Origin of the sequence: Knoellia sinensis KCTC 19936, from assembly GCF_000768705.1 — a bacterium.
Classification (GTDB): domain Bacteria; phylum Actinomycetota; class Actinomycetes; order Actinomycetales; family Dermatophilaceae; genus Knoellia; species Knoellia sinensis.
This window is the reverse complement of sequence record NZ_AVPJ01000013.1, coordinates 1-21,624: the sequence shown is the minus strand read 5'-3', so window position 1 is coordinate 21,624 and position 21,624 is coordinate 1. Positions and strand designations below refer to the sequence as shown.

Annotated in this window: 20 protein-coding genes; 5 read left to right on the top strand and 15 right to left on the bottom strand. The window is 64.3% G+C overall.

What is annotated here, in order from left to right; translation table 11 throughout:
* Positions 1-2: 2 nt before the first annotated feature.
* The 6 genes from N802_RS14740 to N802_RS14710 all read right to left on the bottom strand — a co-directional run bounded on the left by N802_RS14740 (position 3) and on the right by N802_RS14710 (position 4,262).
* The gene (locus N802_RS14740; protein ID WP_035917742.1) at positions 3-428 is read right to left on the bottom strand and encodes a hypothetical protein; all 426 of its coding nucleotides are present in this window, start codon (positions 426-428) and stop codon (positions 3-5) included.
* A 413-nt stretch (positions 429-841) separates the two neighbouring features.
* A complete protein-coding gene (locus N802_RS14730; RefSeq protein ID WP_169743443.1) occupies positions 842-2,095 on the bottom strand; it encodes an MFS transporter in 1,254 nt (417 codons plus the stop codon).
* An 8-nt stretch (positions 2,096-2,103) separates the two neighbouring features.
* Entirely contained in the window at positions 2,104-2,325 is a 222-nt protein-coding gene (locus tag N802_RS14725; protein WP_035917738.1) for a DUF397 domain-containing protein, read from the bottom strand.
* A 12-nt stretch (positions 2,326-2,337) separates the two neighbouring features.
* The gene (locus N802_RS14720) at positions 2,338-3,177 is read right to left on the bottom strand and encodes a helix-turn-helix domain-containing protein (protein WP_084072252.1); all 840 of its coding nucleotides are present in this window, start codon (positions 3,175-3,177) and stop codon (positions 2,338-2,340) included.
* Between the two features lie 266 nt (positions 3,178-3,443).
* Positions 3,444-3,740, bottom strand: a complete 297-nt coding sequence (locus N802_RS14715) for a hypothetical protein (RefSeq protein ID WP_035917733.1) — start codon at positions 3,738-3,740, stop codon at positions 3,444-3,446.
* Between the two features lie 267 nt (positions 3,741-4,007).
* Complete coding sequence (locus N802_RS14710) at positions 4,008-4,262, bottom strand: hypothetical protein (RefSeq protein WP_035917731.1); 255 nt, start codon at positions 4,260-4,262, stop codon at positions 4,008-4,010.
* A gap of 484 nt (positions 4,263-4,746) precedes the next feature.
* Here N802_RS14710 and N802_RS14705 point away from each other — a divergent pair, with 484 nt between their 5' ends.
* Positions 4,747-4,974: a DUF2283 domain-containing protein gene (locus tag N802_RS14705; protein WP_035917822.1), complete on the top strand. Its 228-nt coding sequence runs from the start codon at positions 4,747-4,749 to the stop codon at positions 4,972-4,974.
* 137 nt (positions 4,975-5,111) lie between these two features.
* Here N802_RS14705 and N802_RS14700 read toward each other — a convergent pair whose 3' ends face one another.
* The 7 genes from N802_RS14700 to N802_RS14670 all read right to left on the bottom strand — a co-directional run bounded on the left by N802_RS14700 (position 5,112) and on the right by N802_RS14670 (position 14,668).
* Entirely contained in the window at positions 5,112-7,517 is a 2,406-nt protein-coding gene (locus tag N802_RS14700; protein ID WP_169743442.1) for a hypothetical protein, read from the bottom strand.
* A gap of 387 nt (positions 7,518-7,904) precedes the next feature.
* Entirely contained in the window at positions 7,905-8,921 is a 1,017-nt protein-coding gene (locus N802_RS14695) for a C40 family peptidase (RefSeq protein WP_156971434.1), read from the bottom strand.
* A gap of 41 nt (positions 8,922-8,962) precedes the next feature.
* Positions 8,963-9,187: a hypothetical protein gene (locus N802_RS14690; RefSeq protein ID WP_035917728.1), complete on the bottom strand. Its 225-nt coding sequence runs from the start codon at positions 9,185-9,187 to the stop codon at positions 8,963-8,965.
* Positions 9,188-9,540: 353 nt separating this feature from the next.
* Positions 9,541-11,391, bottom strand: a complete 1,851-nt coding sequence (locus N802_RS14685) for a hypothetical protein (protein ID WP_156971433.1) — start codon at positions 11,389-11,391, stop codon at positions 9,541-9,543.
* Positions 11,392-11,477: 86 nt separating this feature from the next.
* Positions 11,478-14,009 carry an ATP-binding protein gene (locus N802_RS14680; protein WP_084072251.1) on the bottom strand — a complete coding sequence of 844 codons (2,532 nt, stop codon included), beginning with the start codon at positions 14,007-14,009 and terminating at the stop codon, positions 11,478-11,480.
* Positions 14,006-14,407 (bottom strand): hypothetical protein, encoded by a 402-nt coding sequence (locus N802_RS14675; RefSeq protein ID WP_052109990.1) that lies wholly within the window; start codon positions 14,405-14,407, stop codon positions 14,006-14,008. The genes N802_RS14680 and N802_RS14675 overlap by 4 nt, the downstream gene beginning before the upstream one ends.
* A 3-nt stretch (positions 14,408-14,410) precedes the next feature.
* Complete coding sequence (locus N802_RS14670) at positions 14,411-14,668, bottom strand: hypothetical protein (RefSeq protein ID WP_035917815.1); 258 nt, start codon at positions 14,666-14,668, stop codon at positions 14,411-14,413.
* A 464-nt stretch (positions 14,669-15,132) separates the two neighbouring features.
* Here N802_RS14670 and N802_RS14665 point away from each other — a divergent pair, with 464 nt between their 5' ends.
* The 3 genes from N802_RS14665 to N802_RS14655 all read left to right on the top strand — a co-directional run bounded on the left by N802_RS14665 (position 15,133) and on the right by N802_RS14655 (position 18,710).
* Positions 15,133-15,483, top strand: coding sequence for a hypothetical protein (locus N802_RS14665; RefSeq protein ID WP_156971432.1), 351 nt, complete (start codon positions 15,133-15,135; stop codon positions 15,481-15,483).
* Between the two features lie 200 nt (positions 15,484-15,683).
* A complete protein-coding gene (locus tag N802_RS20300; RefSeq protein WP_156971431.1) occupies positions 15,684-17,030 on the top strand; it encodes a hypothetical protein in 1,347 nt (448 codons plus the stop codon).
* A 354-nt stretch (positions 17,031-17,384) separates the two neighbouring features.
* Positions 17,385-18,710 carry a DNA adenine methylase gene (locus N802_RS14655; protein ID WP_084072250.1) on the top strand — a complete coding sequence of 442 codons (1,326 nt, stop codon included), beginning with the start codon at positions 17,385-17,387 and terminating at the stop codon, positions 18,708-18,710.
* Here the strand turns inward: N802_RS14655 and N802_RS19610 are convergent.
* Positions 18,707-19,717, bottom strand: coding sequence for a phospholipase D family protein (locus tag N802_RS19610; RefSeq protein ID WP_156971430.1), 1,011 nt, complete (start codon positions 19,715-19,717; stop codon positions 18,707-18,709). The genes N802_RS14655 and N802_RS19610 overlap by 4 nt on opposite strands.
* A 109-nt stretch (positions 19,718-19,826) precedes the next feature.
* Positions 19,827-20,831, bottom strand: a complete 1,005-nt coding sequence (locus tag N802_RS14645; protein WP_169743441.1) for a site-specific DNA-methyltransferase — start codon at positions 20,829-20,831, stop codon at positions 19,827-19,829.
* A 274-nt stretch (positions 20,832-21,105) separates the two neighbouring features.
* On the opposite strand from N802_RS14645, the gene N802_RS14640 reads away from it, so the two are divergent.
* Positions 21,106-21,432: a hypothetical protein gene (locus N802_RS14640; protein ID WP_052109987.1), complete on the top strand. Its 327-nt coding sequence runs from the start codon at positions 21,106-21,108 to the stop codon at positions 21,430-21,432.
* Positions 21,433-21,624: the final 192 nt, after the last annotated feature.

The following is a 21,624-nucleotide window of genomic DNA, read 5'->3' as shown; positions in this document are numbered from 1 at the left end:
GGTTATGCCGCCTTGCCATCGCCGGCGGGCCGGGAGCTCGCCGGTCGACCGGGCGACTTCATGCCGCTGGCCTTGTAGGAGTAGACGACGCTGCTGAAGTCGCCGCTCTCCTGGATGTACGCCAGCGCCGTGAGCCCTTCGAACTCGACCGGGGTGAAGGGCGATGAGCCGTCGTTCGACGGTGGCACCGGCTGAACCTTGGCGGCGAACTTGACCGAGACCGTCTTTTGCTTCCGCGGCGCGTTCGGGTCAGGGTCCACGACGTCGATCTGCCAGAGCAGCAGGCCGTTGTCCTTGTCGACCTGTTGGACCTTGTTGTCCTTGGTCGACCTGTCGAAGTCGTAGACCGGGGTCACCTCGCTGACGAGGTAGGCGCCCCCGGGGAAGGCGACGTCGTGTGCGATGGGGAATCTTCCTGCGAGTGCCACTGGGTTCTCCTAACCTTCGGAGTAGTGCCTTATGCACTACTGCATAGAACCTTACCATGCACTACTGCATAACGGGAGTCAAGCCCTCTGATGTCAGCTGCCCTAGGGCGGCGAGGCGGTCAGCCCCGGCCGGTACCCGGGCCAACGAGCAAGCGACACAAGATCCGTCGCCGCGATCCGGTGTCGGCAGGCATACCGGGGGTCATCTGACCCGTCCAAGCCGTCCATGGAGCCATCGAAGCCGAAATCGCGAAACCGACCGCGGGTTTTTCCACAGGGACTCAGCTCGGCGTGCTTGGAGGGCACGTGACCGACTGACCGTAGGTTGGCGACCAGAACGAAGAACTACTCGACCTGCTCGCGGCCCGTGCACCGGTTGGAGAACCTGCCCTACCCGGGGTGGATCTTGCCCCCTAAGCAGGCTTGGAGGGGTGATCCCCCTTTTGTCTGTCACCCAGACGACGGTCCGCGAGGAGGAAGGCGCAGGCACAGCTCAGGGCCAAGATCGACGCGAGAAGGAAAGGTGTCGCGAGGGAGCCAAGATTGGCCGCGAGGCCACCCAGCACGGCCCCGATCGCCGCTGACCCGATGCCGACTACTCGAGTACCGGAACTGACTCGGCCCAGCAGCTCGTCGGGAGTGAGGCTCTGGCGAGCGGCCGCGCCAACCACGGTCACAAGCATGCTGGCAATGCCGACGGCCACCAGGGCTGTCCCAGCAACCACCGTGTTCTGCCAGATGACCACGACGATCCAAGCGATACCTTGCACACCCAGCCCCGCGGCATACAGCTGTCTGAACGAGAGCGCCTTACGAAGCCTCGGAGCGAGCCAGGCGCCGATGAGCCCACCGACCGCAAGCATCGCCAAAAGGAATCCAAATCCACGGTCCGAGATCCCGAGACGGTCCTGGGCAAAGAGCACGAGCGTGGCGTAGGCCAGGTTGTAGACGAGGTTGAACGCGCCCATCCCGATCGTCAACGCTCGCAAGTCGCGGTGACGCGTCAAGAATGCGACGCCCTCGACCAGAGAGGCATACAAGCGCGGGTGACCATCTGGCGGAACCGCCGGACGACCCAGGCGTCTCAGCCCGGTGAGAAGAATGGCCGATAGGGCGAAGGTGCCAGCATTGGCCGCGAAGGGCAAGACGGCAGCAGAGGCGAACAGCGCAGCACCCAAAGGCGGTCCGACGAGAGAGCGGCCAAGCATGTCGAGGGACCACACCTTGCTGTTCGCACGCGCAAGGGCGTCATTGTCACGGCCCACCAGTGTCGGGATTGCGGCTTGGGCTGCGGGATCAAAGAAGCACCCAGCAACTCCAACGAGGAAGACGACAGCGACCAGTAGAGGGATGGACGCAACGTCGAGCCACACCGCTAGGGCAAGGAAGCCTAAAAGGGCCACTCGGACCAGGTCCGCGACGACCATGGTGAGACGACGGTGCCAACGGTCGACCAGCGCACCGGCCGGAAGGCCTACCGCCAGCCACGCGGCATACGTCGCGGCCACCGCGATCGACACACCCAGCGGTTCGCGGGTCAGGGACGCGGCCAAAAGAGGCACAGCCGCGATGACCATGCCCTGACCGGCGATGGATACGCCAGTGGACGCCAGCAACCGACCCAGCCCGCTTGATGTGCGAGCTGGCGTCGGCTCCTGATTGGTCACCTCGTGGCTCATCCGGACTTGGACAGCCTGTCGAAGTCGAACTCACCGTCTACGACCCCGCCCACGAAGGCACGCCACTCGGGCTCGGTGAAGGCGAGGATGGGACCCTCACCTTTCGCCTTGGTGTCCCTCACGCCGATCAGGCCAGCGGAGTGAGCGACTTCGACGCAGGCGCCGGTGTCGCTGAACACGCTCTTGCGCCAGATGGCGCTCTGCCAGTTTGGTTCCATCTAATCTCTCTCCTAACCTTGCAGCGACGCCCTGTTGCGCCGCATCGACTCGACCAGAGCACGGGACGCGTCCCGGTCGAGAGCTTCGCGTTGGACTGCGCGGAACTGCTTCTCATGGTTGGCAATGTCGTCTGGAGCCGAAAGGTACAGATCGGCGGCCTGGGCCTCATACAGAACTACTGGTGGACCTTCCCGGAAGTCGTAGAGAACGAACGAGGACACCGAGAACGTTGCGGCGTCGGAAGTCCGCCGGATGCGGACGTCGACCCAACCGGCATCGATCGCGTCGGCGAGCTGTTCCATCTGCGCCGGCATGATGTCCAGCTCCCGGCCCGGCGCGCGATGAAGGGCCTGCTCTTCGAGGACGACGGAGTACTTGACACCCCGCGCCTGCGTGACGGCCCGCTGGCGATCCAGACGGCGGGACACGAAGGACTCGACTGAACCGAGCTTGGCGGCGCGCGCTACCGCGGCCGCATATGCGGGCGACTGGAGGAGACCTGGAATCCACAGTGCCTGGTATTGGCGGATCTGCCGGACCCGGGACTCGAGGACCTGAACATTCGACTGACGTCGAGGGGCGCCGCCGGCGCGGACCACCCACGCACCTTCGAGACCTTCGGCCCGGGCAACCGCGCCCAGGAGCTCGGCTCGGATCTCCTCCGGGACTCCATAGAAGTTCAAGAGGTCGGCGACCTCCGCCAATGACGCCCCGAAGCGCCCAGTCTCGACCCGAGACACCTTGGACTGAGACCATCCCAAGTCCTTTGCCACGGACATACCTGACAGCCCTTCCGCTTCGCGTATGCGGCGCAGCTCGTGGCCCAGACGGGCTCTGGACTCTTCAGACATTCGACCTCATGCAGTAGTGCATAGGAAGCACCCTACCAATATGACAACCACATCAGGATTCGGCGGCGCCGGGACAGCACCTATCAATCCCGTGCCCGCCGCAGGTTCCAATGCTGGAGGTACCGCTCCTGGCGGTAAGCCGAGATCTCGATCCTCGGCTGCCTCAACCGCAGTGATCGAGACTCGCGCAACGCGGCTACGTAGAGACTTCCCGCAGGATCGGTGTCAGATCCGGTAGAGCGTCGGCTGATAGCGAGATGTGTGGCCTACGGCCCTGACCCACCGCTCACAACCCTCCACTCGCCGCCTCGGTGCTCTAGTTGGTAAAACCAAAGGGTCTCCCCGCGCGCGATGGTGCCGTCGCTGCTTCCGTCCGTGGTGAGGATGGTTGAGTACACGACTTCATCCGGCCCGGGCGTCGCTGCGTCTTCACGGACGGAGAACGCCGAAACTTCCACGTCGCCACAGAGGTCGCCGTTCTCGGAGGAGAAGGCGGGTGCCGCAGCAGCGCGAGCGATGGCACACTCGCCAGCCACGAGGGCTCGAAGGTACGTGTCGAGCACGACAGGAGCAGATGCACCCGGTGGCGGCACCAAAGCACTGTCCGCAGAAGGTGCGGCGCAAGCCGATAGGGCAAGGATGGCGCCGCCCACCAGCATCGTCGCCGCATTCAAAGCGAAACGCCCCATGAGCACATCCTCCCCGAAGCGCAGCACTATCCGCCGTGGATCGGCCCGATTTGCGGCATGAGCGTTCGTTCACGGCAGCATCTTTCGCCATGCCGATGTGTGTCCGGGACCCGTCATCGACTGCGACTGGAGCGGCGCCCTTCATCGAACTGGGCGTCGACCAGTGATGGCTTCCGGCGCGTGCCGGTTGGAGAAGAGGGTCACGGCGAGATACAGGTAGCTGAACGGGGGAAGCAGGAAGAGAACGACGAACCACCAGACCGGCTTCGTGCCGAGCCAAGGGCGCGTCCAGCTACCAGAGACCTTCGTGGCGTACCAGGCGACTCCGAGCGCGAACACCAGGAAGATGGGCAGGATGGACCAGTTGACATAAAACCCGACTTCCGCGTCCCCCATGGGGGGAAGGGTACAAGCGGGATGTGGTTTCTACCGGGTGTCGCGAACTTGAGTCACCCGGCCGTCAGCACCCTGATGTGCACTCTGCGGCATGAGCGGAAGGTTCGGCTCGCCATCGAGTTCACGCCTCAGCCGCCAAACGGGTCCGATATCCAAGTCCCGTCGTGCCGCTCGTAGGCCTCATCGGCGGCGCGGACCCAGTCGTACGAGTCGGTGCTGTGGACCCCGCCCTTCCTGACTAGAACGGCTGACGGCACCATCGTTAGGCCTCGATAGATCTCGGCGTCCCCGACGCTAATCACCAGCTCATACTCAGGGCGCGTCCGAAACCACGGCCATGTGCGGCGCTGGCCGGTGCGTCGAAGTCGGATTGCTCGGTCACTCGTCACGAATGCCGAGTCTGCCGCAGGCGGTGTCGGATCCTGCACATCAGATCCCGGCAGCGGCATGAGCGGACGGAGCCCACGTGGTGGAGCATGGAGCCATGAAGGACTCACTCAAGCCCCTGCGAGTCACGTACGACTCCGAAGCCGATGCCGCCTACATCTACTTCGTCCCAGATATACAGCCTGGCGGCGTGGCCAAAACAGTCCCCGTAGGTGACGGCTCAGAACCGTGGATGGTGAACCTCGATGTAGATGATTACGGGCGGCTACTTGGCCTTGAGGTGCTTGACGCGCGGAGCCTCATGCCCGCCGCGCTTCTGGAGTGAGGGACCGCCCATCGGCACGATCCATCGGATCGCGGCATTTGCGGTAGTCGCTGGGTCTGTCATCCCGGACTCCCAAACCGTGAATGAGCAACGCCGTTGAGCGAAAGTCAGGACCCGAGCGAAGGACTCCGTGGGGCCTACCGTCGCCGTTTCCTCCGGACGGCCTTGGCCTTGGCCTTGGCTTTGGGTGGGATGCTGTCCGGGGCGCGGTCAGGTGGAATCAGGCGCATGGCGCGGGCGAGGCGGTCGAGCTCTGGGTCGTTCTCGGGCGGGTAGGCGAGCCACAGGGTGAGCCGGGGCGACCCGTCGGGATTCAGGTGGACCGCCAAGGCACGGTCAGCGTGCTGCTGATGCTTCTTCGCAGCGAGGTACTGCCGAAGATGGTCGCGGCTCTCGGGGGTGACCGGTCCGGTCGCGAAGATGTAGAGCCAGCGGCCCGTGTCATCGGTGCCGCCGGTGGTGAAGGTGTGGAACTTGCCGTCGCGACGACTGCTCTCCAGAGTGGTCTCGATATTCGTAGCCATCTGCTCCTGAGCTTGGGTGGAGTACCCGTCTAGGTCCGCGCCGACTCGCCACCAGCCCGGGGCCGCCTGCTGCCGCATGGTGTCGATGAGGCGGTGGAAGAGCGGGGGTGGGTCGCCGCGGCGAGGGCAGGCCACTTCCTGGCTCGAACTGCCGTCCAGCCAGTAGTAATACGCGTCCAACGGGTCAGTAAACGTTCCGACCTGGGTGCGGCCCTGCTCGGAGTACTCCCTGCGCATTCGGGCCGTGGGTGGCTTGGAGCCGGGATGCTCGGCGTGGATTCGGTCCGGGTCAGGGACGAAGTAGAAGCCACCGGCGAGAAACCACATCAGCAGATCTAGCTCGTCGCTGCCGGTCACCCACAGCGCCGCGTCGCGGTTGGTGCGTCGGCGGAGGTAACTCAGGAAATGTTCGGGCCGATTCAGGACGTGCTGGGTCACGACCAAGTCGTGAACGCTCACCACCCAAGGCAGCTGGGTCTGCGTGAGCACGCCGGCACGCACGAGCTCGGCGGTGCACAGCGCCAGCGGACCTAGGTCGTCCAAGCACACCACCAGAGAGTGGATCTCCTGAATGTCTCCAAAGTCGAGCCAAGTGCCGTCCTCGAGCCAAAGGCCTTCGTGATCCACGATCAGTCGGCGCAGCCGGTCGGCCTGGCTCGCGGCGGCCTTGACGGTCTTCTCCAGGTCGCCCTGCAATTGGGCCAAGCCCCCTTGGCGTGTCCGCGGGCGCAGGTCACCGGCCTTCACCTCGACGCACAAGGCGACCCCATCGAGGACCAGCAGGCAGTCCACCTCGGTAATGGGAGCGACCGCGTGAGCGGTAGACGTGGCTGACAAATCGTGGGCTGCTTGGCTTTCGCGATAGCGCAGATTGCGATGGACTGCGGCCCGGTCGTCCAGCATGGCCGTGAGGATGTCGGCGACCAAGGCCTCCACCGCTCGATCCCGGGCGCGCCCGTACCGGGTCCACGCGCTGGTGCCCTTGATCGGCGCCTCGCAGGTGCGTCGGATCTCGTCCAGGGCGATGGCCCCGGGGAGCGGCAGGTATCCCCGGTCCGGTGCCGACAGCATGGCAGTACCGGCCATGGGGTTGCGGCCATCGACGAACGCTCTGACCAGCTCGAGCGGGGCGCCCCCGTTGGGCCGGACGCTGAACCTGTCAAGCAGCGTCTCCACCAGTCCGGGCTCGAGTCCGGCGTGGTCCGCGACCTGACGTGCCGTGACCTGTTGCAGTTGGGAAGGGGTCTGGAACAAGGCTTCCACTGCCGCCTGCGCAGTCGCATCCGGTGCGCCGCCAGCTTGCGCTGCAAGGGCGAGAGCGGCGTAAGCCTGCTCGTGCGCCCGGCCGACGAGATCGACGAGTGCGTGGCGCACGGCTATGACGTCGTCGTAGCTAAACCCGAGGCTGTTCCGGAAGGTGGTGGCTGTCTGTGGGGTGCGCAGCACGGCGTCGTTGATCTGGGCTGCAACGGTTGGGTACTGGCGACCGCGGACGGAGGTTTCGTGGCTGGAAAGGCGGAATGCCATGGCCGTCAATCCGCCGGAGGAGTCCGCACTTGCCGACATTCGGCTGTAGCGGGTGATCCCATTGATTGCGGCGAGCTGTACGACTGCCGCGCCGCTGGTCGCCAGTTCCGGCACGATGGAGGCAGTGGGGGTCTCCACTTCTGGGTCGCGTGTGGGGAGGCCAAGGCCCAGTAGAACTAGCGCGACCACCTCGGCGGCAGCCCAGGAGTCACCCAGCGATGAGCCGCTCTCCGACCAGAGAGCCAAGTCGGGCGGCACCAAGTACTGGCGCAGCATGGTCATAACGTCGTAGGAGTCGTGACCCCCTACCAACTTCTCGATGTGGTGCGCGGCATGCTCGACCACCGCGGGAAGTTGGTCTCGCCCGGGCTCTTCGCCCGGTTCCAACGGTTGCAGTTGACCGGCGTAGGCGTCGATCTGCGCGGCAGTGGCCATCAAGGCTGCCTCGCTGGCCGCAACAAGGGTGATCCGCCGCCCGTCCGCGGTCTCCAACAGCGCCTCGTGAACCTCTACTGGCGCTGGGACCTCGCCCTCTCGAAGCGACCAGGCCGGTCCGGCGGGATCTGGCATCGTCACGCGAAAAGCGTCCCACGAGGGACTGACAGGAGCTCGTTTCGAGCGGCCACGGCCGGACTCATCGGGGCGACGACGAGGTCACGGCACAGTCCTCACCGGACGGAAAGACGCGGCCGCCGTCTACCGCTCATCGGCATGAGCCCGAGTTGGCGGCGCGCACGTCGGCACCCGGCTCGATGGGATAGGTCCCTGCGGGCTGCCGCACACATCGACGTCCGTCCATGCAACATAGAAACGTCGGGTGTGCAAAGTTCGCCGCATCTCGACAGGTGGCATGAGCGGTCGGTTCCATTGGCGGGGTCATCAAGAGGCGCGACCGACCAAGGCCAGTTGCTCGGCAAAGTAGCCGCTCGATAGGACGTTCGGAACAACCTCGACCGTTCGGCCAGTCCTTGGGGCATGCACCATCCCGCCGTTTCCGTCGGCGATGCCGACGTGATGGTAGAAGCCGGGAGGATCTCCATCCGCATGGAAGAACAGCAAGTCACCCGCTTGGATCTGATCAGTCGGTACACGTTGCAGTGCTCGCGCTTGGTCGCTGGCGACGCGAGGGATCACACGGCCGGTTGCTGCGAACACGGAGTACCTCGTGAGTCCTGAGCAGTCGAAACCTTGCGTGCCAGCCCCGTGGGCGATGCCGAACGTGGGGCCTTCGAGTCCGCCTCCTCCCCAGGAGTACGGGGTGCCCAACCACTTGAGTGCAGCGTCGACGACTGCACTTGAACCACCGGCAACACCGACGAGACACCGCGCCCCCGCTACCGCGCGCTGGCCCAGCAACTTATTGGCGAGCCCTTCCCACTTGGCGTACGCGTCGGGGAACGCGCTGCGTTGAACAGCCTGCGCGGCAAGCGTCAGCGGCAACGAGAGATAGTTCGGAATCGACAACAGGCCTGGCTGGCCACCTCGTCCGCCGTTGAAGAACAGTTCTGCTGACGTCGACGGGTCGAGACGCTCTGCACGACTTCCCCATGGGGTGCGCTGCTGGAAGAGTCCGAGCGAATCGCGGTCTCCGTAGGGGACGTTGTGGAGTGTCGACTCTTGCATCGCCGTGGCAATCGCGATCGCCAGGCCACGATCCGGCACGTTGAGTCGACGACCCACCGCGACGATGCTCTGCGCGTTCGCGATCTGCTCAGGATCAAGGTCCGCTTCCGCTTGCACCGTGGGTCGCTGCACGCCCGGGCAAACGCCGCCCGCCACTTCCTCACCATCCCCTCCGGCAAAGAGCAGGCTCGCGAAGATCGCCAGCCCTCCAACGACAACGAGTACGAGCGGCATCACCCACGCAAGGATCTTCACCAAGCGCCGCACGATCACTTGGCGACCCTTCTCGAGCGCAAGGGCTGTGATCGGGTCGCTCACGGAACACCTCCAGCGGACTCGTCCGGAGCGATGGCGGCCACAAGCCAGCGCGGACCGGATCGAGCGAGCGTGACAAGCACTCGTCCGTTGTCCGTCGTATGCCGGATGGTCACCGAGGTCGCCGACTTCGACACCTCGACACCGTCACCGACAACAGCGGTAGCCGGGACCCGGAGCGGGTCCGTTCTCGAGAGCTGCGCTGCGAACTGAGGAGTCGCCATTGGAGTCAACCGGCCCCGCCATTTCGGCGCCGGGTCGTAGGGCCGGGACCAGGCAGTCACGAAGGCGCGTGCGACTACGACAGGATTGCTCATAGACGGCGAGGGCGAGGCCTCCACGGTCTCGGCCGACGACGGAGATGCAGAAGCAGCCGAGGCGTCGGTTGAGGCCAAGTCGTTGACCGCGGACTCAGCGGTCTGAGTTGGACTCGGCGTCGGATGGGAAGCGCTTCGGTCTTCGCGACTGGCTTGCAGACGACCCAGACCGGTCAGCACCAAGGCCATCAGGGTGCACGTGATGGCCAGGTGCGTCCATGACCACAGGGGCCAACGCCACAGCTGCTGACCTCTGACGCTCATGACGCCTCCCGATCGGCGTCGCGTCCGGTGCCCGGGTCGTAGATCTCGTGCCCGAAGGAGCCGTCGTGCCGACGTTCGGTGTCTCCGTCGTGCTCCCGGACGAGGCCCAGCTTTCGATCGGAGTTCGCTTCATCGGCGACCAGTCGGCCGACAAGCACTCTCTCTGAGGGCGAACCCTGCGGACCCGGCTGCGGTCGTGGCTCGTTGGGACCTCGGGGAGCGTCGGGCCAAGAGGGACTCGGATCCGGATCAGAACGGGCGCCGGGCCGGCGAGCCGAGGTCAACAGAACGGGCTGGGGCGAGTCGTCGCTCGACGAATCGCGCCACCGAACACCGTCGCTCGTCACATCCCAGACAGGCGACGGTCGCCGGAACGACTCAGACCGCGTCGGGTCGGAGACTCTCGAGCCGGGGTCACCGTCGGGTTGTGAACGGCGCTCACGTTGTTCATCGATCACGTCGTTGGTTCCGTCCTCGGTCGCCTTGCGATTGACGGCATACCGGATGGCATTTCGGCGGACGGACCTCATGACGCCATGACGGGACTGGCCACCAAGCATCCGAGTCATCGAGAGGAACGGCAACATCAGCACGAGCGCGGCAACGGTTAGGACCAGACACAGGAGCAGCACCATCACCGACATCCCGGCACCCTGACCCGAGCTGAGAAGCGCACTGACAGCGGCTGTGTGGATGACCGACCCAGCCGAGAACGCCACGACGTTCACGAGCGAGGCGGCACCGATGTTGCCGATCCGGCGCACGATCGAGGACAGCGGGGCGAGTACCCCGACGACCGCGGCTGCTGGGAAGAACATCACCAGGAGTCGCAGCATCACGAGCCCGGCGACAAGGAAGGCATCGGCGATCACCCGGAACCCGACGGTGAAGAGTGAACCGATGAAGGTCAGCAGCCCAGTCCCGGCACGCCCCCCCGCCTTCCCCTGCAGTACGGCATACGTCGAGGGGTCCTCCTCCTTGATCTCGTCAGCAAGGGTGGTGAAGGCCTCCGCCTTCTCCTCCGAGATCTCCTGGGCGCGATTGGGATCCCGACTCTCGGCTGCCTCACTGCGGGTGAACGCGGTTGCCTTGAACAGCTGCGGGCCCCACTTGTCAGCTGCCGGGCTGTCCGAGCTTCCGAGCTCACCTCGGAGCCAGCCCTCGTAGAGGACGGTGTCCACGGCCAATGCCCCCTGGCTGCGACCCGGATCCGCCAAGTCGTCACCTGCGACCAGCCCTGCACTGCCCACCTGGAGCGCACCAATGGTGCGGGTGACCGTGTCGTCAAAGAACGACGCTGCGCGACTCGGATACGCGCCGAGGCCGCTCACGATAGCGAGAACGAGCAGGGCCCAGAGCCCGCCCGAGACAACGGAGGACATCTGACCGCGCATCGAGTACGTCAGCAACAGCGCGACCACTCCGAGAAGTGCGACGGCACCCCACGGCGTCCAGATCGCGTCATGCATTCTGCTCGAGACACGGTCGACAACTCGGTCGAGCGGGCCCATGTAGTCCTGGGGCTTGCTGACCGCGTTGTGTATGCCGTTGCTCAGGGAGGTGACGAATACAGCGCCCGACATGGCGAGGTTGCCCACCATGGTGTCGGCCGACGCCTCTGGGTCGCGAACGGAGCCACCGCAGCCCAGGTCGTAGGTGTTCCACCGCAAGCCGGCATACCCGTACTGGTCGTAGATGCTCGTTGTTCGCGATGAGGCGAACGGGTCCCCAGCCGGCGGTACCGGGTCAGGAGCCGGGTCCAACATCCCCGAGACTCCGCGATCGGGCTGCTCCGCGACGGGGGCGTCCTTGCAGTCCGGGACACCCGGGATCGAGGGAGTTGCCATCGCCGTAGCCACGCCGAAGCACCCAAGCAGGAGCGCCACTATTGCGACCCCGAGGACGCGAGCCGTCCATGGGCTGGCCGTGCGCGTCATGCGATCTCACGACCCTCATCAAGGTCACCGTCGGCAAGGCGACCGTTGGCCTCCAAGCGGTTCCGCGCCTTCGTCGGGTCGGCTGTCGTGTTCAGCGCCTCGAGCAGCCGCGGGTGGGCCGACAGGTCCATGCGCATGCGTTCGACGCCTCCGGTGCCGTCACTGAAGACGAACTCCCGTGCGCCTCGGTGCCCCTCCGTGCTGGGGCGGGACAGCGACTCGAAGATCCCTTCGTACCCTTGGGCCGGTCGTGCCCCCGGAAGGAACCGAAGGGCATCGCGTTGAGCGTCCTCCCCCGTCAGCCGGCCGATGAACGCGGCCGAGACGAGGTTCGCGAGGTCGAGCTTGAGCAGGTCCGAGGGGTTCTGGCTCGCCATGATGACGCGGGTGTTGTGCTTGCGGGAGTCTCGCCCTGCACGTTCGATGAAGCGGCGGCCGGTCGAGAACGACGAGAGCGCCCAGGCCTCGTCGATGAAGATGCCCTTGCGTGCGTGCACGTCGCCGAAGTACATCCCGCGCTGGGCGAGCCACGCCGCGATGTAGAGCACGCACATGCTGAGGCGCTCGTCGAGGTCCTCAGAACCTTTGGCGTCCTCGTCGGGCAGCGAAAGGCCACGCAGTGAGTACACCGTGAGCAGCGCTTCGCTCGTGCTGTGGTCCGATTGGTACCCCGGCGGGAAGATGAGGCGTCCGTGGCTGGTGCGCGCCGCCTCGCTGAGGAAGTCGTGCATGTAGCCCGCGTGACGCACGAGCTCGTCATCTCCCTCCAGACGATGGAGTGCTTTGACCACCTCGCCGGCAGAGGAGGTGTGGTTGGCGCTCACCTGCCCGACAGCGCGCATGAGCGCGACTTCCGTGAGCACGTGCTCCTGCATCTGTCGAGGCAGGATCGACCGCAGCACGCTGCTCGTGAGCAGACGCCTCGTGTTCTCCGCCGTGGTCTGAGCCAGCCGCCACTCGCTCTCCGAGGCGAAGTGCTCCCGCCGTGGCTCCACGATCACCCGATAGGGCGACAGCGCCCCGGGCTCAGCGTCGAGAAGGTCGACCGGCTTCGAGACCGGTGCGAGCTCGGGAAGGTGACACAGGGAAGTCAGCCTTCCCGATGGGTCGAGCACCGTCCACGGAATCCCTTGCAGGACGGTGCGGTAGATGATGTTTCCGCCGGCGGTGGATTTCCCACCACCAAGGCCGGCGCAGATCACGGCGAGCCCTGACTCCTCGTCCCTCTCTGTCGACAGCCATGGTTCCCATGTCACGACTCGAGCGGACGTACCGGACGTCTCACCGAGATGGATGCCGACCCGATCGCCAACCTTCGCCGTCGCAGCCGGGACGGCCGCCGCCAGCGTTGTGACCGGCATACGACGTCTGTATGCCGTGTTCGCCAGCTTCTCGCCCGGGATGAACTCCCGTGCCAAGGCGTACTGGTCCGCCGGGCGGGTGATCGTGATCTGGGGAGCGAAGAGCTTGCGAACGGAGGCTGCTCGTTCGAGGGCCTCCTCTTCGGTGTCACCGGAGACGGCGATGCGATACCAGCCTGTCGTGCGAGTACTCAGACCGGAAAGCCCCATGGAGATCTCGTCCTCCACGACCAAGGCCTTCGATGCTTGGCGGTCGAGCGCACCCGGCGCGGGCTCCTGATGCTCGACCTCGTAGTGGTCCTTCTGCGCGCGGATTTTCTGGATGTTGCGGCGCATGGCCGCCCCCACCTTGCCGGGGTCTTCGATCTGGATGCGGGCCGACCATTCGACGGGGAACGGCAGCTGGTCGGTGCGTTGCATCCACGGGACCCCGGGCGGGATCTCCAGGTCGGTCATGCGACCAACACTCATGACGCAGACGTAGCGAGTGACCTCGCGACCATCGGCCTCGCCCTGCACCGCGATCGCTCGACCGAAGGGCACCGACGACCAGTGGACCTGGTCGGTGAACTCACCGAGGTCCTCGGGGTCCCACTTGTCGTCCTCGACGGCACCCAGAGTGAGCGGCGCCGGCAGTCCGAGACTGACGGATCGGTGCAGAAGCCACTCGAGCTCCCGAGGGGAAGCCGGCGACCCGGCCATACCCGACAGAGCCATGATTTCGTCGGTCTCACGGATGGGCTTGTCGAGAGATGCCACTTCATGGTCCGACAGCGACCGGACGAAGGCACCGAGAGAGTGCAGGACCCTGCGGACAGCGGGGATCTCGACTCCGAAGTAGACCTCCTTGTCGGCCATGCTGCGCCGAGCCAGGTGCAGCTGGTCCGTCATCAGGTGGTGACGCCAACCCTCCAGTGGCGCAGGCGCGTTGGCGTTGTGAGCCCTGGCCCAGCGGCTCACTGGGTACGGGCGGGTCGTGACCCTGACGTGGAGATTCCGTTTGGCCAGCTGGGCGTGGGCATCCGCGGACTCCCGGATCAGCTGCTCACGGACACCGTCGGGCCTGAACGACCACGCCTGCGGCGCGAGCCGATACCAGGCGTACACCCGGTCAGAGCTGACCGTGCAGTGGCCCGAGATCCGACGCAATGACAGTCCCCGGCTCATGCCGCCACCTCCGTCCTGCCATGCGGGGGCACCCGGCTCGGGCGAGAGGGGACGGCTCGAACCCGAGCCGGGCGGATTGTGACGCGACGAAGACGCGTGTCGGCTCGGGGTGCGCCGACCTCGTTGGCCAGCGTGCGCAGCGCCGAGAACACGGGTCGGTCGTGATCAACCAGCGCGAGGATGCCTCGCGTGATTCCGACAGTGGCGAGGACGCTGTAGGCCAGTACGAAGAAGCCGAGCCCGATGCCGAGTCGGCGCTCGATCGCCTGCAGCAGAACGAAAACGACCGCCCCTACGGCATACGCGACGTACCGCGCGCGGAACGGCAGGGTGCGTCCGGGTGGACCCAACCAGACCGAGTTGACGTTGTAGATCTCATCGTCGACAGGCAGTCGCATGGCTCAGCCCGTCACGAGGCTGGCGAGCCAGGTGCCGACTTCGCCGGCCTGACCGCTTGTCGCAAGACCGAGGACGGCGAGGGCGATGACGACCCCTCCGACGACTCGCATGGCCTTGGCGTTGTCGCCTCGTTGGGCGACGACGAAGAGCATGACCGCGATGAGCAGGAGCAGCAGCGGGATGATGTTGCTCTTGATCCACTCCTGCAGGTTGGTGGTGTCGCCAGGAGCGGCGACGAGTGTGCTGACGATGGTGTGCATGGTGTCCCCTTGCATCCGTGGAGGCGTGTTCCTCCACAGCCATTGCGCAGCGGGTCATGCGATGCATCCAGTTGGAACCGGATCCTTTACCAACTCTTGAAGAAGCGCTGACCTGAGCTGAGATTCCGTTCGGTGTGGGGACAGCGGCCGGTCACCTGTGGTTGACCTTGTTCCCGGCTCGCCTGCGAGGCGCGTTGCGTTACAGGCGCTGATGACGAGGACGGGGGTGAACGCGCGTGGCTGGCTTCCGTAAGCCCCCGCCGTCCCGGACCCTTGGGGCTCGGGTTCTCAGACCCGTGTGGCTAGCTTCCGTTTCGGCATCGCAGCCGGGCACCCAGGTGCCGCTTGGCTTTCGGTCGGTGCAAAGACGCGGGAGGTCTGCCAGACCTGTGGATAACGCTGCAGGCGCGAGGTCCGTTTGGGTCAGACTGGTGATCCCAACCGCCAACACGTCAGGAGGAGCCATGACGAGGGAGCAAAAGCTACTTGTCTGTCTGGACTCTGCTCCAGAAAACATCTGCGAGAGCATGGCGCTCAAGGCTGCATACATGCTGGAGGGAACCTGGAACGGTTTCGGCCGGCCAGTCGCAACGGCAGATGCTACAGGTGACTTCCTCGACCGGTGGCGCGCCAACGACCCAAATGGCGACTGGGGATTTCCGACGGAGGTCGGTGACAAGCTCATCGTCACTCGAACAGAGGTGGACGAACCGGATGTCTATCTCAAGGTCGACGAAGACGCACAGGGGCGCGCACTTTACGATCTCTCGGGTCTCATTTGGCTCCCTGAGCATCTGCGGGGGCAGACAGGTTGAGTCCAGAGTCACCAACTTGCGTCAGCCGTCCGACGGGGCGTCACGCTGCGCCTGGCCACCCCTACGGATAATTGCACCCAGCAACATTGCATCGTGCTTGCGATTCTTGTTATGGAGGCAATGGCCGGATCGGTGCTCGTCAACTTGTGCCTGGGGCGCCGTTGTCGAAGATGTCCGCGACTCAAGCGTAGATTCACGTCATGGCAGGCGCTGTGGAGCCCGAACAGACCCGGATCGGACATCTCGTGGACGGAGCTGAGACCCCCCACCAAGCGGCAACCCTCACCTATGAGCCGCGGATGGGACCACTCCTTTCGGTGCCTTACATCAAAGGCGCTCCCCAGTTCTCTCATGCCGTCGACTGGTTCGATAGAGAGCGACCCCCCGAGACTCTGCTCTTCTGCGATGACCGCGGAGTGGCCACCCTCACGGGGTTGAGGTGGCGAGGCCATACAGGAGGCGTCTATCGCGTAGGGCGACTGTCGCCGTCTGTGACTTTCGCCGGCAGACCTCGAAGGTTGAAGGACACCTACCGCATACGCGAGTTCACATCGCAGATCGACGGCCTTTCGGAGTTCACCAACGTCGGTTCCGTCGAAGTCGGCGAACGCCGCACTCGAGAAGACCCCATTACTGCCACCCTCAAGCCATCCCAGCACTTCCGCTGGCGACATGGCGGCTACACACATGAGATCCGTGCTGACGCGATATGGAGCGCACGATTCGGTCATAGTTTTGATGCGACGTCACAGGCGTTTCTGACGACCACCAGAGGAAGGGGGGAGACTCCCGAGGGTTACCTTGTGTCGCAGTGGCCCGTTCGCGCACTACTAGTGCTCGCGTTCGGCACTCCACTCTACTGGCGTGAGCACAGTATTAGAGACGACAACTTCCCCACGTGGATGCTCAGCGGTGAAGCCAGGGAGCCTAGTCCTGTGGACGTGCAGTTGCAGCGGACCTCTGAGGACGGTGAGCAGGCGGTCCCAAGTACGTCGGACCTCAGTCTCCCAGTGTTCAAACTCTCCGATCTGGGAACCGCCGGACTCAAGCGCTGGTATCGGCTTTACGACGACCACATCCTCAGGCGCGCCATCGAGCCAGCGGTCGAAGTCATCAACGGCGCCTCTCGATTCAGAGAACCCCAACTGATCATGGCTGCCATGTCCTTGGAAGCTGCCGGCCACTATCGCGATCCACTGCGGCGTCCCAGAAGGACGCTGGCGGAACAAATCGAACGCTGCCTAGCGGCAACGGAACACGACTGGTCCGCCATTGGGACCGAGGCTGGCATCGCTCGAGCCATAGCCAAGACAACCAACGATTTGAAGCACGCCGACAGACCCAATCGTCCGAACGGTGTCGAACTTGCCGTCATCACCAACTTGGCAAAATTGGTCATGCGGATGCAGGTCCTAGACCTTCTCTGCATTCCTCCCAAGGTCAAACAGGGCTTTACGCGGACGAACGCGGTGTACCAGGTCGTCGAAAAGTTCCGACTCAACGGCGTCCAAGTGCTCGAGGACGGTACTCTCAAGCGGGAGGTTTAGTCAGGCACCCTCAGCCATCTGTTACGCGAGCCAGCATAGAGAGCAAGGATTTGCACGCGGCCTTGCTGAATTGACCTCTATACAATCAAGGCCCGGCTTCGCCGGGCCGGCCATCTGCGGGCGGCGCTGGCGCGCCGTCCTCGACGCCCGTTCTGTGGGCTCGTAACGGCGTAGTGCGGGTCGGGCACCCAGCCTGGCCGAGACCTGGCCCTCTGGGTCAGCACCCACCGTCGGCCTTGGTCGGGCCCGGGGCGGATTACATCCCGGCTGGCTGCTCTGGTTCGTGGCGCGGACTCGAAAGCAACATCCCGGCTGGTTCCCGGCTCTGAGGGAGGGGCCTGCAACAATCGGCCAATGAGCGACAGTGAAGCTGGGCCACGTGTAGCGCCGGTGGCCGAGTTTCGGCCCATTCACTACATGGGCAACAAGTCGCGCTTCCTCAGCGCCATTGAAGCAGCGGTGTCCGCTGTCGCAGCGCCGGACAGCACCGCTTGCGACCTCTTCGCGGGAACGTCGGTCGTAGGGCGGCGCCTAGCGATGACGCGCCCGGTCATCTCTTCCGACGTCCAGGCTTACTCGGCCGTGCTCGCCCAAGCGCTGACTCGCCCTCGTGCCTTCACCTCCGGCGAGGTTCGCTCCGTCATGGAAGCCGCACACGGTTGGCTGGCCGAAACCGAGTCAGGGATGCAGGATCTTTTGGTCTTGGAAGAGCGGGCCATGAGCAACGCCGATGCGGATCCAGGCACCTTGGCTGACATCATCGAGCACGGTTCATTGACCACCACTGGACGCGGCTCGTCTCAGTTGCAGGCGGCCAAAGAGACGGCACGATCAGTCCTCGACGACCGGATGGCAACGATGACGCGCTACTACGGAGGTGTCTACTTCTCGTATCGCCAAGCTGCCGCGCTCGATGCCCTGCGATACGCGCTTCGAACGACTTGGGGCAAGCAACGTGACGCCACCGCCACCGCCGCCCTGCTAGGCGTAGCGAGCGACCTCGTCTCGACGGTTGGAAGCCACTTCGCTCAGCCCATTCAGCCTCGCACAGCAGTGGGCAGCCTGAAGCGGAACTGGATCCGACAGGTGATGCGCAGCAGGGGCGTGCAGACTCTTCCTGCCTTTGAAACATGGCTCACGAGGTACGCCTCGCTCACGCCTACTAGGTTCGAATGTCGGGCCGTCCAAGCTGACTACACCTCGATGCTCGCCAACTTGGGTCCCGAGGTCGGCGTGATTTACGCGGATCCCCCATATACGCGAGACCACTACAGCCGCTTCTACCATGTCCTCGAGACGCTTGTTCTTGACGACGACCCAGGTGTCACCCTGGTTCCAGGGTCGTCTCAGCCCAGTCGCGGCCTGTATCGACAGAATCGCCATCAGTCGCCATTCAGCATTCGATCACTGGTGATGCCAGCGTTCCAAGAGTTATTCGCGAATGCCAAGCGCCTCGACGTGCCGCTGGTCTTGTCCTACTCGCCAATGAGCGAGGGGACTAAAGCGAGGCCCGAGACCCGGCTGGTGTCCATCGACGGCCTCACGTCGTTGGCGTCCGAGTATTTCGCGGACGTCCAGGTCCTCACCATCCAGTCGTCTTCACACAGCCGCTTCAATCGAGTGGAGGTGAGTGCTGAAGTGCGCGGCAACGCCGAGGTCCTGATCGTCGGTTCGAACTAGAGGGCGGGCAGGGCGACAGTCCACAGTGGTGAAGCAGGCCAAGCTTGCTGAACTTGGTCCGTAGAGAAGCGGACTCGGCGCTTGTGATCGGCTCGCCCTTGCCAGTTGGCTGAAAGTAGGCCATCAAGTTCGCTATACCCCGGATCCCCTGGCAGGAGCAACGAGTAAAGGAACTCCCCAGTCATCAGGCGAAGGAAGACCCCAATGGGTGGTCCGCCAGACGGGTACGCAATTCCTCCCGCCGCCGCAAGCTCGAACCGATAATTCTGGCTAGCAACCTCGACACTCGGGCGACTTTCCACCGCGCCCACTACGCCGGAGGAATCTACGTGGTGCAGGGAAATGCGACGCTGGGATCCGACCTTCGCGCCGAAGAAGTCCGTGTAGTTCTCCTGATCGAAATTTGCCTGCTTCCAACGGTTGCCTGACCTAGGGATTTCGGCAACGAGGACTTGACTTACGGACGATGTGACAGTTGGTTTCTTCGAAGTCACGACGCCAGGAGCTCGCAGGCTTCGCTCGTTGCCAGTGTTCCTCTCGGCCCTTTCGCGTACGCGTGGGTCCGTGATAGGCAGCAGATGGCCTGTCACAGAAGTGAGGAAGGCCTCGATGCTGGTCAGCGCGTCGCGCCGATCGTTGCCAGTCAGCTTCAACGATACGAAGGCCTCCCAGTTGGACCGAAGCCCGCCCATGGTGAGGTTTCCTGAACCGACGATCAGGCTCAAGTGCGTCGTGTGCTCAAACCACGCCAGCTTGGGGTGGAAGAGTGAGGTCGTCGGACTCATGAAGGCCCGAACGTCCAGGCGCGGCCGTTTGGTAGCCACTTGAACTAGCTTGTCTACGGCGGGAGGGTCGGTGATTGAGTCGGTGCCGACGAAAAGCCGGAAGTTCCCAGCGAGAAGGAACTCATCGAAAGCATCATCTTCTAAGAGGCTCTTGACCCCGTTGGTATTGGCCCAAGCGAAGATCCCTCCGCCCCGCTCCGCCCCGATGGACTCGAGCAGCAAGTGTTCGAGTAGGTAGCCCCCAGGTGCCCCAGCAATCTGAAATTTGAGCACCGGTCACCGCCGAATCCGTCTCATCGGACCGATGATAGCGACGATGCACGTGTGAAACTCAGATTTGAGCGAACGCGAAGCCTTCGTCAGGGAATGAGTCCCACGCGGTACTCAGACGCGGCAGCGCGAACTGCTCGATAGTCCGAAGGTTCTGCTCGATTCCGACCCAGCGCCGCCCGAGACGCTGCGCGGCGACGGCGGTAGTTCCTGATCCCAGGTAGTAGTCGAGCACCACGTCACCCGGCTCGGTCGCAATTGAGACGATTCGCTCCAATAGGGCCAAGGGCTTTGGCGTGTCGAACGCCTGTTGGTGAGGGAACTCGCTGAGCAACCCGCGCTTGGCGGCGCCAGTGTCACCCACCTCGTCTGAGGACCAAATAGTGAACGGCGCTAGGCCCGTCACCTCACTCTCGAATCGCTTGAGCCGTGGCTTACCGTCGCCCCCGCGCGGCCAGTACACGCGGCCTTCAGCATCCAACTCTGCCAGCCGTTCAGCTGTGTATGTCCAGCACCGGCCGGGAGGGGGATCGTGCTGGACGCCCGTAGGAGTGACGACGGTGTAGAACTGACTGGCCGTGGCGTGACCCGCCTGAACGTTCATCGGGATCGATCGCCAGCTTCCTCGTGGATCGTTGTCCGGGTTGGCGAACGCCCCCGTGTCCGGGAGCCCGTTGCGAACCTTCTTCCACGCTTTTGGCCCCGCAGGAGCATAGATATGGATGTAGTCGTGCATCGAACTAAACGACTTGCGGTTGTCTCGCGTTGTGCGCTTCTGCCAGACGATGGTCGCGACGAAGCAGTCCTCCCCAAACACTTCGTCTAGGACGCATCGTGCGCGGTGCTGTTCCGAGTCATCGAGGTGTAGCCACAGGCTCCCGTCGGGTGCCAGAAGCTCGCGCGCCGCGAGCAGGTGCTCGTGAAGAGTGCTCAGCCACTCAGCGCGGTCAGCGCGGTCGTTGTAATGCGCGAATCGCTCGCCGGTGTTGTAGGGCGGATCGATGTAGCACAGCTTGACAGTGCCAGCCAGGGACTGGTCGCCGGTTGTCGCACGTAGTTCGTCCAAGCCCTTGCCTGCATCGCCGTGAATGAGGAGGCTGTGAGCTCGTTCCCCCCGCACCAATCGGCCCCTGAGATCCCAACTGGCTCGAGCTGACGACGTAACCGGGGCCAGAGTCCTAAGAGCACCGGTGCTCTTGCCGGGCCAGAGCAACTCGGCCGTCTGTGCGGGCCCGCGGTCGTACCGTGATGACGGAAGCGGTTGACGGCGCAAGGTGTAGCTCCGATCCTTGGTTGTAGTCGCATGTTACTTGTTACAAGGTTTATAAGAGGCCTCTGACATGGATGCTGGTCGAATCAGTGCTGACCTGTTCGGTCGCCGATGCCGGCTGCCCGTGGCCATGTGGATCCTTGCCCGCGAGAAGCCTGACTTCTTTCAGTCCGAGCCACCTCGGGAGCTGGGCTCGCCGACTGCGATCCGGCAAGAGCTGGCTCGGCTCACTCGAGCAGGGATGTTGGACGAGGAACGGCCTGACGGTGAGAACCGCGTCTACTACTTCCGCACTGACAGCGCCTGGTGGGAGGTCATCGAGGTGGCCACCGCGATTCTCGAGGCGGAAGCACTTCCAAGGCGCCGGTCTGGCACGCGCCGTGGTGCTGTTGAGTAGAGCGGCGAGAGGTCTTCCCAACGATCTCGGGCACCGTCCGAAGTACTGCAACGAAGTACTGCAACCCACCGCCCCACACCCGGCAACATGTGACACCCGGTGGCGCAGCCCGCGCACAGACGGGGCGTCACGATGGCTAGGCGCCGAGTTTGCAAGCAGGGGGTTAGACATCCCAGGGTTGTAAGTCGTCAA